This window comes from Armatimonadota bacterium (genome assembly GCA_036504095.1).
Taxonomy (GTDB): domain Bacteria; phylum Armatimonadota; class DTGP01; order JAKQQT01; family JAKQQT01; genus DASXUL01.
In genome coordinates, this window is record DASXVS010000026.1 from 108,538 (window position 1) to 123,395 (window position 14,858).

Genomic DNA, 14,858 nt, shown 5'->3' on the forward strand with positions numbered 1-14,858 from the left:
TACAAATGACAACTAGCGGAATCAATCGCGGCGTCGCGCGGGGTGTGGCGCTCGGACTCTGCACGCTGGCGCAGGCTGGAGCGTTCGCCCAGGCAGACCGAACCCCTCCAATTGCCCCCAGGGTCACCGAGACGCCGCTGCCGGCAGCGGTGGTTCTCCCACCGCCGCCCGTTGCTGCGCCTGAATCGCCTTCGGGGCCCTTGACCGCCGCGGAAGCGGTGGGAATAGCACTTCGGCACCAGGCGACCGTCGAGGCGGCTCGTGGCGTCCTGAATGCATCGCGCGGGCGCTCGCAGCAGGCAAACGCCGGGCTCCTCCCAACGTTGGGCCTGTCAATGGGCTACACAAAGGCGGACACAATATCCGGGACCGGTGCATCCGGTTCCGGGGGCTCAACCGGCGGGACCGGTACCGTTACCTCGACGACGTCGACCGGGTATCAGGCCAATGCGACCGCACGGCAGTTGCTGTTCGACTTTCAGCACACGCGCAACCTGGCCCGGCAGGCGCGCGCCGAGGAACGTGCCGCGTTCAGCAATCTGACAAAGGTACAGGCAGATCTCGTGCTGCAGGTGAAGCAGGCGTTCTATGCGCTCGCTCAGTCGGCGCGCCTCGTCTCCGTGAACGAAGCGAACCTCCGGAATGCTAACGATCATCTTGCCCTGGCGAAGGCGCGACTCGATGCCGGCATGGGCCTACCGTCCGATGTTGTCCGCGCCGAAACGGCGATATCGGAGGCGGCGCTGGCGTTGAACCTTGCGCAAAACGCGTCTTCCCTTGCCGCCGTAACCCTGGCGAACGCCATGGGCATTGACGTGCGAACCCCGCTGACAGCCGCCGACTCAGGCGAACCGACCGTCGCGGTGGATGACGTCAATGCGCTGGTTGATACGGCGCTGCGTGACCGTCCGGAAGTCCAGGGGGTGCAGGCCAACCTGGATGCGGCACTGGCGGCATTGCGCGCCTCCCGGAGCACCAACGCGCCGAGCGTGGTGGGCACTCTTGGCCTGGTTGGCCGCGATACGAATTTCTTCCCGCACAACGATTCACTGACTGTGGGCGCCACGGTACAATGGAGCGTGTTTGATGCCGGCGCAACGTCCGGGAGGACGCGAGAGGCGGAAGGAAATGTGCAGACTGCCCAGGCGCTTGCGGTGACCGCCCGCCAGAACGTTACGGTCGATGTCACACAGGCATACCTCAATCTGCGATCCGCTGAACAACGTGTCGTTACGGCGGATGCCGAAGTCGCCAACGCTTTGGAAGGCGTCCGGCTGGCTGAGGGGAGATACCGGTCAGGCTTGGGCACGTTCATCGAGGTGACCGACGCCCAATCGGCTCTCCTGGCCGCGCAGACTAACAAGGTCAATGCACAGGCGGCGGTGGATGTCGCGCGTGCAACGATGGCTCACGCGATTGGCTCAAACCTCAGGTAGACGAAGCCGACCTGGACGCGCCAGGCCCCACTATGGGTTGGGCTCGATGCCCGCCACTTTGCGCAGGATCCTCGTCGCATCCGTCAAGGTGATGCGGCCGTCGGCGCCCGCGATATCGAGGCGGACGGCGTCGTTTGGCGTCGCGGTCAGGATGCCGCCGGCGATGCGAAGCGCGCGGCCCACATCAGCCACGCTGAACGCCGCTACGTATTCGTACGATCCCATGTCGCATCTGGGAGTGCCCGTGTTCCGGCCGTCCTGCGGCCGCGCGACGCCACGCTGGTCCGTTGCGGGGAAACCCGTCAGCGGTCCGGCGTCGATGGCCGGGCTGCCCGAGAGCAAAGCGTGGGTATACGTAGGGCCGCCGTTGCCCGCAAGGGGCCCGATCTGGGGGTTCACATCCAGGAGGTTCCCGGTGGTCACACCCGTCAAGACAAGAGCCGCTGAGTTGCTGACGATGTTGTAGCCCTGGGATACCACCACGCCGAGACCGTCCGGTCCCGTGGCTGCTGTATTGCCGCCCAGGATGCTGCCGGACAAGCTGAGCGTTCCAGGGCTGGCGGAGACACCTCCGCCCTGAGTCGCCGAATTGGCGGCGATGGTGCTGCTGACGACAATCGCAGTACCCGAGATTCCTCCCCCAACGTATGCCTTATTGCCGCTCACGGTGGAGTTGACCAGAGTGCAGGAACCCGCCGAGAAGACCCCACCGCCGGCCCCTTTACTGTTAAGCGTTTTGTCGGCGGCGTTGCCGCTGATCGTGGAGGCGGTGAACGTAAGGCTCTCCGCGCTGATCGCGCTGCTGTAGACACCGCCGCCGTTGAGCGTACAGGTATTCCCCGATATGCTGCTGTTCACTACTGAAAGGGTTGACGCCAGGACCGATATGCCCCCACCGTCCGCCGACCCCGTGTTCCCGACGATCACCGAGCCGTTCCTGACCACACCGGTAGAGATGCTTCCCGCGAGGAAAATGCCGCCACCGCCGGTGCCGGCGTCAAGGCCGGAGGCCGTGTTGGTGCTCACTGTCGAAGAGTCGAGCGTCAGAACGCAGTTCGCTGCCGCGATACCGCCGCCATTGTTCGCGCTGTTTCCGAACACGGTGCAGGACGTCAGGTTCAGGGTTGCCGGCACCGCAATGGGAACGCCAACGCCGTTTGCCGCGATACCACCGCCGTTGCTGGGGGCGGTCGTTGACAGGGTCGTATTGCCTTTGACTACGCAGTTCGTCAGGTTGAGCGTTGCGGCCCGGACGCTGATTCCGCCACCCGCCCTCTCAAAGCCCTTCGGGCTGCCGCCCGTTATGGTCAGGTCGTTGAAAGACACGACGAAGTTGACGTCGTCGATGCTCTCAATGGCGAAAACGCGGTCGATGCCGGCCGCGTCCACCACCGCGCCATGGCCGTTGATCGTAAGAGGACCTCTGATGTCCAGGTCGCCGTTGGCATCGTTGTGCATATCCACGTCGCTGATAGGGGGAGCGATTGTGAGCCGGTAAGTGAGTCCCGGCTGGAGCTCAATGATGTCGGCGCCGGACTGAGCGTTAGCGGCCATAATCGCGGATCGCAGCGACACGTTGCCCGTGCTATCGTTCGGCGACGTTGCAGGGCTCACCGCCACGGTGTCCGCAACGGTGTTGACGGTGAATGTGGCGGCAGTCGCCGGCGCAATGGATATGGCCGCGATCGCGAGAAGATTGGCGGCACGTCTTCCGATTCGATTGCTCTGGCTCACAACCCACATCCCTCCTGCAGCGAAATCATGATCCGGACAATTCACTCATCCGCGTGCCGGGAAGATGCCCTGCAGCGCGATGATGAAGTTCACCGTGAGGAACGGCTGATGGTTTTCGTGCGGCTGGCCTCCTCCCGAAATACCTATGCTTGAAGGATTCAGCGTGCTGTCAATCGTCGGGGCGTTGTTATAGACCGCGGTTTGTCCCGCCGCCTCCCTGGCCAGTGCCGCACCGGAAACCGTCCGCGTGTTGCCGGCAGCCGAAGTGCCTTGCAGACTGTGGGAGTGCTGTGGCATCTGAACGGCGTTCAGTGCAACAGCCTCGGCGCCGCCTGTCTGTCCAATGACGAACGGCGACAGTCCCGGCGCCGATCCCTGGTGAATCGGAACGCGCCCGCGCATATCCGGGAGTTGGAATGTGGTCCTGCCGTCTCCGCCGAACTGGGTTCCCAGTAAGGAAAACAACGCCGTGTTTTGAGAGATCGAGAGGGTTGCGCCATCGCACCCTGCCCAGCCCAACGGCGGGAAGTTGAACCCCACCATCTTTATCTCGCCGATAAACGGTTCCGCCATGATCCTGACCTCCCCCTTACGCGATGCGCGCCGGCGGCGCGCCTCTCTTCTTCCGGTAGTTGCAGCACGCGTCAACATCGTGCGACACTAGATATATGCCCGGTACCAACCATTCCAGTGCCACGGCCCACGAACTGACCGTGCGGATTGCCGATCCGGTTCTGGACAACGAACAGCTCTACGCGCTGTTCCGAGACGCCCGCGCCACCGATTTCGCTTCCCTGGACTGGGACGCCCAGCGCCTCGATGCCTTGCTCCGTGGTCAGTTCGACGCTCAACGTTCCGATTACGACCAGCGATTTCCCGGATCAGAGCAGCGCCTCGCGCTTCTGGAGGGTACGCCGGTCGCGCTGCTATGGGTCTGGCGCTCCGAAGACCAGATCCGGCTTCTCGATTTCATCGTTGCAGCAGCCCGTCGGAACACAGGCATAGGCACCGCGTTGATGCTCCGGTTGCAGGCCGAAGCCGCGGAGGCATCAGTGCCCCTTCGCCACATGGTCGCCGTCACCAACACCCGTGCGATCCGGCTTTACGAACGCCTGGGCTTCATGACCATCGCGGACGCCGGTTCCCACTTGCTGATGGAATATCCCCCCAACGCTACAGGCGCGACGGGTCTACGCGTTCCCGAAGATGGTTGAATACCGCCTCGTAGTAAAGGTACCGCGCGTCCGCGCGAACTGGAACGATGAATAGATCGAAAGCGCCGAGGGTCCGATGCCGCGTTGGATACATCCCCTGTGGCAGCGGTCGACTGAGAGAACCCCGGAAAAGCACTGAGAAGCAGTCCCTGATGACCTCGTGCCCAGGTCCACCGCCGAGGAGGTCTTTCGCTTCAACGAGCACTGTCTCAACCACTCCGTCTCCAGTTTGAAACGAGAAATGTGTGTTCAGGTGGCGCGCGAACGCGTCCAGGCTCAGAGTTTCCAGGTTTGCCCTCCTCTGTTGCGGGATGGTCACAACATTAGCGGACGACGCGGGCTTCGCCATGGTCACGGCCGCGAGGGCGCGGGGCAGTCCCGTAGCATAGGCCCCCAGCCCAGCGGCCATCAGGCCCCCGGCTCTCCGCAGGAACGCGCGCCGATCGGTGACGGTTTGACGGCTCTCGCCTTGAGTTTCCTCATCGTCAATCATGGTTGGTTCCGTACCTCCGCAGTTCGATTATAACAATTCGAGCCGAAGGCGACACAGCGGCCTTGTGTCTGTCAAACCCTTGCCATAATCGATAGTTCCGGAAACCCGCCTGCACCGGATTCACCGACGGCGTCGCCCCGCTTACGGCAGTTCGGTGGTGCCCATGAGGTACCGATCGCATTCACGGGCGGCGCCCCGGCCCTCATTGATCGCCCATACCACGAGGCTCTGGCCCCGCCGCATGTCACCAGCCGCGAACACGCCCGGCACGTTCGTGGCGAAACAGTCGTGCTCCGCCTTGGCGTTAGAACGCGCATCCCGGTCGATGCCGAGCTCATCGAGCGCGGCGCCTTCCGGCCCGAGGAATCCCATCGCCAGCAGCACCAGTTGCGCGGGCCAAACGCGCTCGGATCCGGCAATGGGGCGTGGCGAAAACCGATCGGTCTCGTCCTTTTGCCACTCAACCTGAACGGTGTGGAGTTCTGAGACGCTGCCGCTCTTGTCCCCGACGAAGCGTTCGGTCTGAATACAGAACACACGGGGGTCGTGGCCAAAAAGTGCGGCGGCCTCTTCCTGGCCATAATCGGTGGTGAGCACCTTCGGCCACTCAGGCCAGGGGTTGTTGGGCGCCCGCTCCGACGGAGGTTGCGGCAGAATCTCGAACTGGGTCACGCTGCGGCAGCCCTGACGAAGGGACGTTCCGACGCAGTCCGTGCCTGTGTCACCGCCCCCGATCACGATCACGTCTTTGCCTTCCGCCGAGGTGTAATCCGCGGGCGGCTCGCCATTGAGCACGCGCTGGGTGTTGGCCCGCAGAAAGTCCACGGCCAGGTGGATGCCGCCCAGTTCGCGGCCTTCTGTCGGCAGGTCCCTCGCTTTTGTCGCGCCGCCGCACAGCACGACGGCATCGAATTCATCCGTGAGCTGCTTCGCGGAGATGTCCTTGCCGACTTCGGTGCCCGTAATGAACGTCACCCCCTCTTCGGCAAGCAGATCCACCCGGCGCTGAACGACTGACTTGTCCAGTTTCATGTTCGGGATGCCGTACATCAGCAGGCCGCCAATGCGATCCGCACGCTCATAAACGGTCACCAGGTGACCCACTTTATTCAACTGCGCGGCGCATGACAGGCCCGCCGGCCCGGATCCTACCACGGCCACCTTCTTGCCGGTGCGGTGCGCCGGGGGAGCCGGGGTAATCCAGCCCTTCTCCCATCCCCGGTCAGCCAGAGTGGCTTCGATGTTCTTGATGGTCACCGGCGGATTGTTGATCCCCAGGACGCACCCAGCCTCACAGGGGGCCGGACAAACGCGCCCCGTGAACTCCGGGAAATTGTTTGTCCTCTCGAGCCGCTCCAGAGCCTGTTGCCACAGGCCACGGTAGACCAGATCGTTCCATTCCGGGATGATGTTCCGGATGGGGCAGCCGGTAGCCATGCCTTTCAGCATGGCGCCGGTATGGCAAAATGGGGTGCCGCAGTCCATACACCGCGCACCCTGCTCTTGCAGTATCTCGTCCGAGTGGTGCGACGTGAACTCGTTCCAGTCCTTCACCCGTTCGGCCGGTGAGCGGTAAATCGGGAGTTCGCGATTGAATTCAAGAAAGCCGGTTGGCTTTGCCATCTGCTTAGTATCTCCAGGAAGTGTTTCTCAACCCTCGCGCGCGCCGTCCGGCGGCGCGCGCATGGTATCTGTTCGCCGGGCTAGTTACCACCGACGCGCGCCAGATCGCGCTTGTTCTCTTCAAACGCCGCCATGATTGCTTCGTCGCCGCTCAAACCGGACGCCTCGGCGCGCTCGATCGCGTCGACCATTCGGCGGTAGTCGTTTGGCAGGACCTTCACGAAACGCGGGCACATCTCGTCCCACTTTTCAAGTACAGCCGCGCCTCTCGCGCTGCAGGTGTTTTCGACGTGGCGGCGGATGATTCCCTGAACCTCGGCTATTTCCTCCGGATCTTCGAGACGCCCCAGCGTCACCATGTCCCGGTTATAGCGGCGGGAGAAATCACCTGCCTCGTCGATTACGTAGGCGATGCCGCCAGACATACCCGCCGCGAAATTGCGGCCGATCCGCCCGAGAACGACCACGCGACCGCCCGTCATGTATTCGCAGCCGTGGTCGCCGATCCCTTCCACAACGGCGGTGGCCCCGCTGTTTCGCACGCAGAACCGTTCGCCGGCCACGCCGCGCACATACGCCTCACCGCCCGTGGCGCCGTAGAACGCCACGTTGCCGATGATCACGTTCTCTTCCGCCACAAACGGCGAAGTGCGCGGTGGGAAGACGATGATTTTGCCGCCGGAGAGCCCTTTGCCAACGTAGTCATTGCCGTCGCCTTCCAGCGTCAGGGACACGCCTTTGGGGATGAACGCGCCGAAGCTCTGTCCCGCCGAACCCTGGAAATGGAGGCTGATGGTGTCGTCCGGAAGACCGGCGGCCCCGTAACGACGGGTGACTTCGCTCCCTAGAATGGTCCCCGTTGCCCGGTTCGTGTTACGGATCGGCAGCGTCGCAGAGACCGGCGTTCCATGCTCCAGCGCCGGCTCGGCGATGTACATCAGCACCTCGCGGTCCATCGACCGTTCGATTCCGTGCTGCTGAGGGATGCCGCAGCAACGGCCTACATTGTCCGCGACGTCCGGCATGTGCAGGATCGCGGACAGGTCGAGCCCTCGCGCCTTCCAGTGTTCAACCGCCGTGTGGGCGTCCAGTTTGTCGGTGCGGCCAACCATCTCCCCGACGGAGCGAAAGCCCAATTTAGCCATCCATTCACGCATCTCCTGCGCAATGAACCGCATGAAATTCTCAACGTGCGCCGGATCGCCTTTGAAGCATTTTCGCAATTCAGGGTTCTGCGTGGCTACTCCGACGGGGCAGGTGTCCAGATGGCAAACGCGCATCATCACGCAGCCGAGTACAATGAGCGGCGCCGTGGCAAATCCGAACTCCTCGGCCCCGAGGAGCGCCGCCACCACCACGTCGCGCCCCGTCATCAATTTGCCGTCCGTCTCGATGACGATCCGGCTTCGCAGATCGTTGAGCATCAGCGTCTGATGCGTTTCGGCCAGGCCCAGTTCCCACGGCAGCCCGGTATGAAGAACGCTGCTTCGGGGTGAAGCGCCGGTCCCGCCATCGTAACCGCTGATCAGCACGACGTCCGCGTGCGCTTTCGCCACGCCGGCCGCGATCGTGCCAACACCGACTACGCTGACGAGTTTCACGCTGATGCGCGCCTGCTCGTTAGCGTTCTTGAGGTCATGGATCAACTCCGCCAGGTCTTCGATCGAGTAGATGTCGTGGTGCGGCGGCGGCGAAATGAGCCCGACCCCCGGCGTGGAGTGGCGAACCTTCGCGATCCAGGGGTAGACCTTGTTACCGGGAAGCTGACCGCCTTCGCCGGGCTTCGCGCCCTGCGCCATTTTGATCTGAATCTCTTTGGCATTGACCAGATATTCGCTGGTCACTCCAAACCGCGCGGATGCAACCTGCTTGATCGCGCTGCACCGTGAGTCGCCGTTTTCGTCCGGGATGTAGCGCTCCGGGTCTTCCCCGCCCTCACCCGTATTGCTCTTGCCGCCAAGACGGTTCATGGCGATAGCGAGGCTCTCGTGCGCCTCCTTGCTGATGGAACCGTAGGACATAGCCCCGGTCTTGAACCTCTTGACGATCGAGTCTACGGACTCAACCTCCGTCAGAGGGAGCGGCTCGCGTGCCAATTTGAGGTCGAGGAGCCCCCGCAGCGTGCAACGGTGCTCCGATTCGGCATTTACGCTTGATGTGAACTGCCGGAAGAGGTTGTAGTCGCCCGCGCGGCAGGCAGACTGCAGCGTATTGATCGACTCGGGGTTATACAGGTGGTACTCGCCATCGGATCGCCACTGGTACTGGCCACCCGAGTCCAGCGTCACGAACTCGGCCGGTCGGTCCGAGAACGCAGCTTCATGGCGCAGTTGCACCTCGCGCGCGATCTCCCTCATCCCGATCCCCTCGATGCGGGACGGTGTGCCAGTGAAATACCGGTCGATGACCGAATGATGGATGCCGATCGCCTCGAACACCTGCGCGCCGCGGTAACTCTGAATCGTTGAGATCCCCATCTTGGACATCGTCTTGACGACGCCCTTCGCGAGTGCCTTGGCGTATTTCTTCTCGGCTTCCGCCTCCGTCGTTCCGGGCAGCCAGCCTTCCCCGATCATATCGTGGATCGCCTCGTAGGCCAGATACGGGTTGATGGCGCCCGCGCCATATCCCACCAGCAGCGCAACGTGATGCACCTCGCGCGGCTCACCGGATTCGAGGACGAGGCCTACCTTGGTCCTCATTTCCTCGCGCACGAGGTGATGATGCAGGCCCGAAACCGCCAGAAGCGCCGGGATCGGAGCGTGGTCCTTGTCAACCGCGCGGTCCGACAGAATCAGGATGTTGCAGCCTTCTGCGATCGCCCGCCGCGATTCACGGTAGAGGCGCTCCATCGCGGCCTCCAGGCCGGCGCCACCGTCCGCCACCTTGTAGACGATCGACATAGTGATCGCCTTCAACCCGGGCGATGTATTGTGGCGGATCTGCTCGAGCTCATAATTGCTCAGGATGGGGTACTTCAGCCGGATCTGGTGGCAGCTGGCCGGTTCCGGGTGAAGGAGATTCCGTTCCGGTCCGATGACGGTCTCGGTCGCCGTAACGATCTCCTCGCGGATGGCGTCGATCGGCGGGTTGGTAACCTGCGCGAAAATCTGCTGGAAGTAGTTGTAGAGCAGCTGAGGGTGGTCCGAAAGCACCGCAAGCGGCGTATCGGCGCCCATCGAGCCCACCGGCTCTATGCCGTCCTTGGCCATCGGCTGCAGGATGAGACGCAAGTCCTCGTACGTGTATCCGAACACCTTGAGGCGCTTCAGAATGGTCGTATGCTGCCGCACAGACACGTGCGGTGGCGCCGGAAGGTTCTCCAGCGGGACGAGGTTGTCGTCCAGCCATTGCCGGTAAGGATACTCAGCGGCGAGTTCGTGCTCAATCTCCTTGTCCGGTATGACGCGGCCCTGCTCAGTATCGATGACGAGCATTCGCCCGGGCCGAATCCGGCCCTTCTTGGCGATCTGCTCCGGCGGGATATTCAGCACTCCCACTTCCGAGGCCAGGATGACCTTGTCATCGGTTGTCACCCAATAGCGGGCAGGCCGGAGACCGTTGCGATCCAGCACCGAACAGATGCGGATTCCATCAGTGAAGGCCATCGCCGCCGGGCCGTCCCACGGCTCGATGAGTGACGAATGGAACTCGTAGAACGCCTTGAGCTCTTCCGTCATCGTGTCGTGCCCCGCCCACGGTTCCGGGATCATCATCATCACGGCGTGCGGAAGCGACCTGCCGGCGAGGACCAGCAATTCCAGCCAGTTATCGAACATCGCGGAATCGCTGCCGTTCGGGTCGATGATCGGAAGCACCTTTTTCAAGTCGTTTCCGAACACATACGACGCCATCTGGCCTTCGCGAGCGCGCATCCAGTTCACGTTTCCGCGCAGAGTATTGATCTCTCCGTTGTGCAGGGTGTAACGGTAAGGGTGCGCGCGCTCCCAACTGGGGAACGTATTTGTGCTGAACCGGGAGTGAACGAGCGCGATGGCGGTGACGATGGACGTGTCCGCAAGGTCCGGGTAGAACTCATCTACCTGCTGCGGAGTGAGCATCCCCTTGTACACCAGCGTGCGGGCGGACATGCTGTTGACGTAAAATGTCTCTGCGCCCACCGCCCATTCCGCGTGGCGCAGTGCCTTCTCAGCCCGTTTACGGATCACATAAAGTTTTCGTTCAAACCCCTGGACGTCCTTCACGCTCGCGCTGCGGCGGATGAACACCTGCCGGACGTATGGCTGGGACGCGCTGGCGGTTTCGCCAAGCGTGTCGCTGCGCGTCGGCACCGTTCGCCAGCCGATGACCTCCTGGCCTTCCTCATGCACGATGGTTTCCAGCCCCGCCTCGCAGGCCGTGCGGGCAAGCGGGTCCTGGGGAAGGAAGAGCATGCCGATGCCGTATTCCCCAGGCGCGGGCAGGTCGAAATCGGTGACCGCCTTGAAGAATGCATGCGGAATCTGGATGAGCACTCCCGCGCCGTCACCGGAATTCGCATCGGAGCCCCGGGCGCCCCGGTGATCGAGGTTTACCAGGATCGTCAGAGCCTGCCGCAGGATGTCGTGCGAGGCTCGACCCTTAATATCCGCAACAAATCCGACCCCGCACGAATCGTGCTCCAGTCCTGGGTCATATAAGCCTTGACGGGTGGGCATCCCGTTTGCTGTCATTCCATAACCTCGCTTGTCTATTCCTGCCCGGTTGGGAGCCGGACTGTCTTACGCGTGCTGATGGGGATCTCCGAAAATACAAACGCCAGCCCCTGGGCTGGTGTTCGACGCCGTAATATCTCCGCGGTTTACTTTATGATATACACTATAGCGCCCTGTTCGTGCGTTGTTTCACAAACAATTCGCGGCCTGTGCGCTGAGCCGTGACGAACGAGGAGCCGGTTTGGCGATGGCATCGGCCCGTCCCTACCCTCGGGTTCTACCTGGCGAACACCAGCCTCAGGAGCGCGGCAGCGTCTGAGATATCGGCGGTTCCGGAGCCAACCACGTCCACCGCGGCAATCTGATCCCCTCCTATGCCGCTCAGTCCGGCAACGATTCAGACTGCGCCAGGAACGTCCTGAATATCGAAGACGTCGTCGCCATTCACATCGTGCCGTGGTGTCATAGCGCCCCACGGATGCGGGTCCAGTCTGGCCCCGCCGTTGTACACGGGCGTTGCGGCTGGGTATAATATATTCGAAGGTCCCGACACAGTGAACAAAGCACGTCTCTCTGAAGTTCGCGGCATCGACAGCGCCACGCTGTTCAAAGCCCTGTCATCCGACACCCGGCGGGGAATTCTGCGCATGCTGCAGAGAGGCCCCATGGGCATCAGTGCCCTCGCCCAGGGTGTGGGCGTTTCCCGTTCGTCCGTTACGCGCCACATTCTGGATCTTGCCGAAGAGGGCCTCGTGAGGACGGAAACCGTAGCCGGCGAACAGGGATCGCAGAAGATGTGCCGCCTTCGCTACGAGCACGTGCTGGTCTCCTTTGAGGGCCCCCCCACCCCCGAGCCGCACGTGGAAGAGACCGAGATGCCCATCGGCATGTACTCCCGGGCGGATGTTGAGCGCCCCTGCGGCCTTGCCAGCTCCACCGGCATCATCGGCTCCATCGACGATCCCCAGGCATTCCTCCTCCCCGAACGCGCCTCCGCCCAGTTGATCTGGGTTGGCCGCGGCTCGGTCGAATATGTCTTCCCGAATCGCGTGCCTCAGGGCGCCGAGATCACCCGCCTCGAACTCGCCATGGAGATCTGTTCGGAACTCGCCATGCACCGGATCGACTGCCCCGGCGACGTGACCGTGTGGATCAACGAAGTGGAAATCGGCACCTGGACATCGTTCGGCGGGTTTGGCGAGAATCGCGGCCGGCTGACGCCGACGTGGTGGTGGGACACTCGCACCCAGTACGGAATGTTGAAGGTATGGGCGGTCGACGATGAAGGGGCTTACGTGGATGGATCGCCGGAATCGGCCAACACGATTTCGCAGCTTGGCCTGCATTACAAAGCACCGGTAAACGTGCGGATCGGAATCAAGCCCGATGCGACGAACCTCGGCTGCTTCAACCTGTTCGGCCGGCATTTCGGCAATTACGAACAGGACATGATCTTGCGCTTGCACTATCTCGACCGCCCGAAAGAGAGCAATCCATGACACCCTCTTTGTCCCAGGCCTGGCGCCGCGCAGCCCTCTTGTGTATCGCCGTCCTCGCCTCAGGGTGCGGGCAAGGCGCGCACCGCAAGATCACGGTGCGATTCTGGAACGGCTTCACTGGACCCGATGGCCGCACGATGCTCCGAATGGTAAAGCGCTTCAACGAGCAAAACCCGGACGTTCACGTGGTCATGCAGAGGATGGCGTGGGCGACCTACTACAACAAGCTTTTCGTCGCCGGAATAGGCCACCGCGCCCCCGAGGTGTTCGTCATCCATACGCGCGCGATGAATCGATTCGCCGGCGCCGGGTTCGCCCGGCCCAACGACGATCTCGTCAATGGGCCGTCGGGAATCGATATCCGGGACGTGGACGCGAATGTGTGGAACGCGGTCAAGTTCGGAGGAAAGCACTACGGGCTCCCCCTGGACGTGCACGTCATGGGGATGTATTACAACAAGACCCTGTTCCGGAAAGCCGGGCTCGTGGACGCGCAGGGCAACCCCAAGGTGCCGACCAATCGTCCCGAATTCATGGACGCCATGCGGCGGCTCACCAAGAAGGGGCAGAACGGCGGACAGGACCAGTGGGGCTTCGTGTTCACCAATTTCGAGTCGAACACATACACCTTCATGCGGCAGTTCGGCGGTGAGTTCTTCACCAAGGACTACTCGCGCTGCACGATGAACGAGCCCCGCAACATCGCCGGCCTGCAGTTCTGCTCGGACATCGTGAACAAATACCACTACGCGCCGTCTCCGGAGAATTTCGATTCCTGGATCGGTTTCCGACAGGGCAAGATCGCCATGGCCTTCGAGGGCATCTATATGCTCGCGGACCTCGAGAAGCAGAAGAACCTTGACTTCGGCGGCGCCCCCGTCCCACAGGTGGACGGCTATCACCGCGTGTGGGCGGATTCGCACAACCTTTGCCTGCGATCCGATCTCAAAGGCCCGGAACTCGAGGCGTCCTGGCGCTTCATGAAGTTTCTTTCGGACAACAGCCTCGACTGGGCGGCAGGCGGCCAGGTCCCGGTCCGCAAGAGCCTCCGCCGGACCGCTCGATTCAAAGCGATGACGGTGCAGTCGCAATTCGCCAAACAGATTCCGCTAGTAACGTATCTGCCCAGCCTTCCCTTCGTGTTCGAGTTCCAGACGGAGCTCGATCTCGCGGTTGAGAAGGTCTTGCGCGGCAACGGCACGACAAAAGAGGCGCTGGACATCGCCACAAACAACGTGAATGCCGTCATTGCCCGGGAACAGGCGGCGCGGGAAACCGGGGGGAGACAGCCATGACGAGTGAACCCGTTTCGACCGCACAACGGCGACGAAGGCGAAACTGGGACCGGTGGTCCGGCTACCTGTTCGCCCTGCCCTACCTGATTCTGTTCGGGATGTTTCTGATCGCACCCCTCATCTACGGGCTCGGGATCTCGTTCTTCCGCTGGGATCTGCTGTCGCCGGTGCCGCCGAAGCTCATCGGCGTGGCCAATTACCGCGAGAGTTTCAGCGATCCCTATTTCTGGAAAGCCCTCTGGGCGACCCTGCGGTTCGTGGTGATGGCGGTGCCGTTCACCATCGGCTCCGCCCTCATCATGGCCCTTGGCCTGCACTCCGTGGCAGCCTCGCGCCAGAGCATGTATCGGGCGGCATACTTCCTGCCGACCATCCTCACCATCTCGGTCGTGGGCATCCTCTGGCGATGGTTCTACAACAGCGAGTTCGGCGTGTTCAACGCCTATCTGAGCGCTTTCGGCATAAAGGTCCCCTGGTTGACGAGCACTGGAGTCGCCATGAAGTCGATCGCGCTCATGACGCTATGGTGGACAACCGGCGGCCCGATGGTCGTTCTGCTGGCGGGTTTGCACGACATCCCTGCCCAGTTCCGTGAGGCAGCGTCGCTGGACGGCGCATCGAGCTGGCAGCAGTTCCGGCACGTCACCATCCCGCTCCTCCGTCCGGTTCTCCTGTTCGTGATGGTGATGAACATCATCGGGAGCTTCCAGGTGTTCGGCCAGACCTACATGATCACGAGCGGCGGGCCGGAAATGTCAACGCGCTCTCTCGTTCAGTTCATCTATGAAACGGCGTTCAACAACTACCGCATGGGCTATGCCGCCGCGCTGAGCTGGATATTGTTCGTGGTGATCGCCATCTTTTCCTTTGGCCAGTTCCGGTTGATGAGGGAGCGCTGAGCCGCCCCAC

At 62.5% G+C, this 14,858-nt stretch carries 10 protein-coding genes; 5 read left to right on the top strand and 5 right to left on the bottom strand.

Annotated elements, in window-relative coordinates; all coding sequences use genetic code 11:
* Positions 1–5: 5 nt before the first annotated feature.
* Positions 6–1,436, top strand: coding sequence for a TolC family protein (locus tag VGM51_05690; GenBank protein ID HEY3412539.1), 1,431 nt, complete (start codon positions 6–8; stop codon positions 1,434–1,436).
* A 30-nt stretch (positions 1,437–1,466) separates the two neighbouring features.
* On the opposite strand, the gene VGM51_05695 is transcribed toward VGM51_05690, so the two are convergent.
* Positions 1,467–3,170: a choice-of-anchor Q domain-containing protein gene (locus VGM51_05695; protein HEY3412540.1), complete on the bottom strand. Its 1,704-nt coding sequence runs from the start codon at positions 3,168–3,170 to the stop codon at positions 1,467–1,469.
* 45 nt (positions 3,171–3,215) lie between these two features.
* Positions 3,216–3,743 carry a tail fiber protein gene (locus VGM51_05700; protein ID HEY3412541.1) on the bottom strand — a complete coding sequence of 176 codons (528 nt, stop codon included), beginning with the start codon at positions 3,741–3,743 and terminating at the stop codon, positions 3,216–3,218.
* A gap of 95 nt (positions 3,744–3,838) precedes the next feature.
* On the opposite strand from VGM51_05700, the gene VGM51_05705 reads away from it, so the two are divergent.
* Positions 3,839–4,384: a GNAT family N-acetyltransferase gene (locus tag VGM51_05705; GenBank protein ID HEY3412542.1), complete on the top strand. Its 546-nt coding sequence runs from the start codon at positions 3,839–3,841 to the stop codon at positions 4,382–4,384.
* Here VGM51_05705 and VGM51_05710 read toward each other — a convergent pair.
* From VGM51_05710 to gltB, 3 genes are all read right to left on the bottom strand, one after another.
* Positions 4,344–4,877, bottom strand: coding sequence for a hypothetical protein (locus VGM51_05710; GenBank protein ID HEY3412543.1), 534 nt, complete (start codon positions 4,875–4,877; stop codon positions 4,344–4,346). The genes VGM51_05705 and VGM51_05710 overlap by 41 nt on opposite strands.
* Positions 4,878–5,018: 141 nt before the next feature.
* Complete coding sequence (locus VGM51_05715; protein HEY3412544.1) at positions 5,019–6,500, bottom strand: glutamate synthase subunit beta; 1,482 nt, start codon at positions 6,498–6,500, stop codon at positions 5,019–5,021.
* A gap of 80 nt (positions 6,501–6,580) precedes the next feature.
* On the bottom strand, positions 6,581–11,173 hold the full coding sequence (gene gltB / locus VGM51_05720) for a glutamate synthase large subunit (GenBank protein HEY3412545.1): 4,593 nt from the start codon (positions 11,171–11,173) through the stop codon (positions 6,581–6,583).
* A 536-nt stretch (positions 11,174–11,709) separates the two neighbouring features.
* Between gltB and VGM51_05725 the strand changes: the two genes are divergently transcribed.
* The 3 genes from VGM51_05725 to VGM51_05735 are packed head-to-tail and all read left to right on the top strand — an operon-like array spanning position 11,710 to position 14,848.
* Entirely contained in the window at positions 11,710–12,654 is a 945-nt protein-coding gene (locus tag VGM51_05725) for a helix-turn-helix domain-containing protein (GenBank protein ID HEY3412546.1), read from the top strand.
* Positions 12,651–13,949, top strand: a complete 1,299-nt coding sequence (locus VGM51_05730; GenBank protein ID HEY3412547.1) for an ABC transporter substrate-binding protein — start codon at positions 12,651–12,653, stop codon at positions 13,947–13,949. The genes VGM51_05725 and VGM51_05730 overlap by 4 nt, the downstream gene beginning before the upstream one ends.
* Positions 13,946–14,848, top strand: coding sequence for a sugar ABC transporter permease (locus VGM51_05735; GenBank protein ID HEY3412548.1), 903 nt, complete (start codon positions 13,946–13,948; stop codon positions 14,846–14,848). Before VGM51_05730 ends, VGM51_05735 begins: the two co-directional genes overlap by 4 nt.
* Positions 14,849–14,858 lie beyond the last annotated feature (10 nt).

Coding starts and splice junctions, on each gene's coding strand:
- VGM51_05690 (HEY3412539.1), top strand. CDS start 6: ATGACAACTAGCGGAATCAATCGCGGCGTCGCGCGGGGTGTGGCGCTC.
- VGM51_05735 (HEY3412548.1), top strand. CDS start 13,946: ATGACGAGTGAACCCGTTTCGACCGCACAACGGCGACGAAGGCGAAAC.
- VGM51_05715 (HEY3412544.1), bottom strand. CDS start 6,500: ATGGCAAAGCCAACCGGCTTTCTTGAATTCAATCGCGAACTCCCGATT.
- gltB (HEY3412545.1), bottom strand. CDS start 11,173: ATGACAGCAAACGGGATGCCCACCCGTCAAGGCTTATATGACCCAGGA.
- VGM51_05710 (HEY3412543.1), bottom strand. CDS start 4,877: ATGATTGACGATGAGGAAACTCAAGGCGAGAGCCGTCAAACCGTCACC.
- VGM51_05730 (HEY3412547.1), top strand. CDS start 12,651: ATGACACCCTCTTTGTCCCAGGCCTGGCGCCGCGCAGCCCTCTTGTGT.
- VGM51_05700 (HEY3412541.1), bottom strand. CDS start 3,743: ATGGCGGAACCGTTTATCGGCGAGATAAAGATGGTGGGGTTCAACTTC.
- VGM51_05705 (HEY3412542.1), top strand. CDS start 3,839: ATGCCCGGTACCAACCATTCCAGTGCCACGGCCCACGAACTGACCGTG.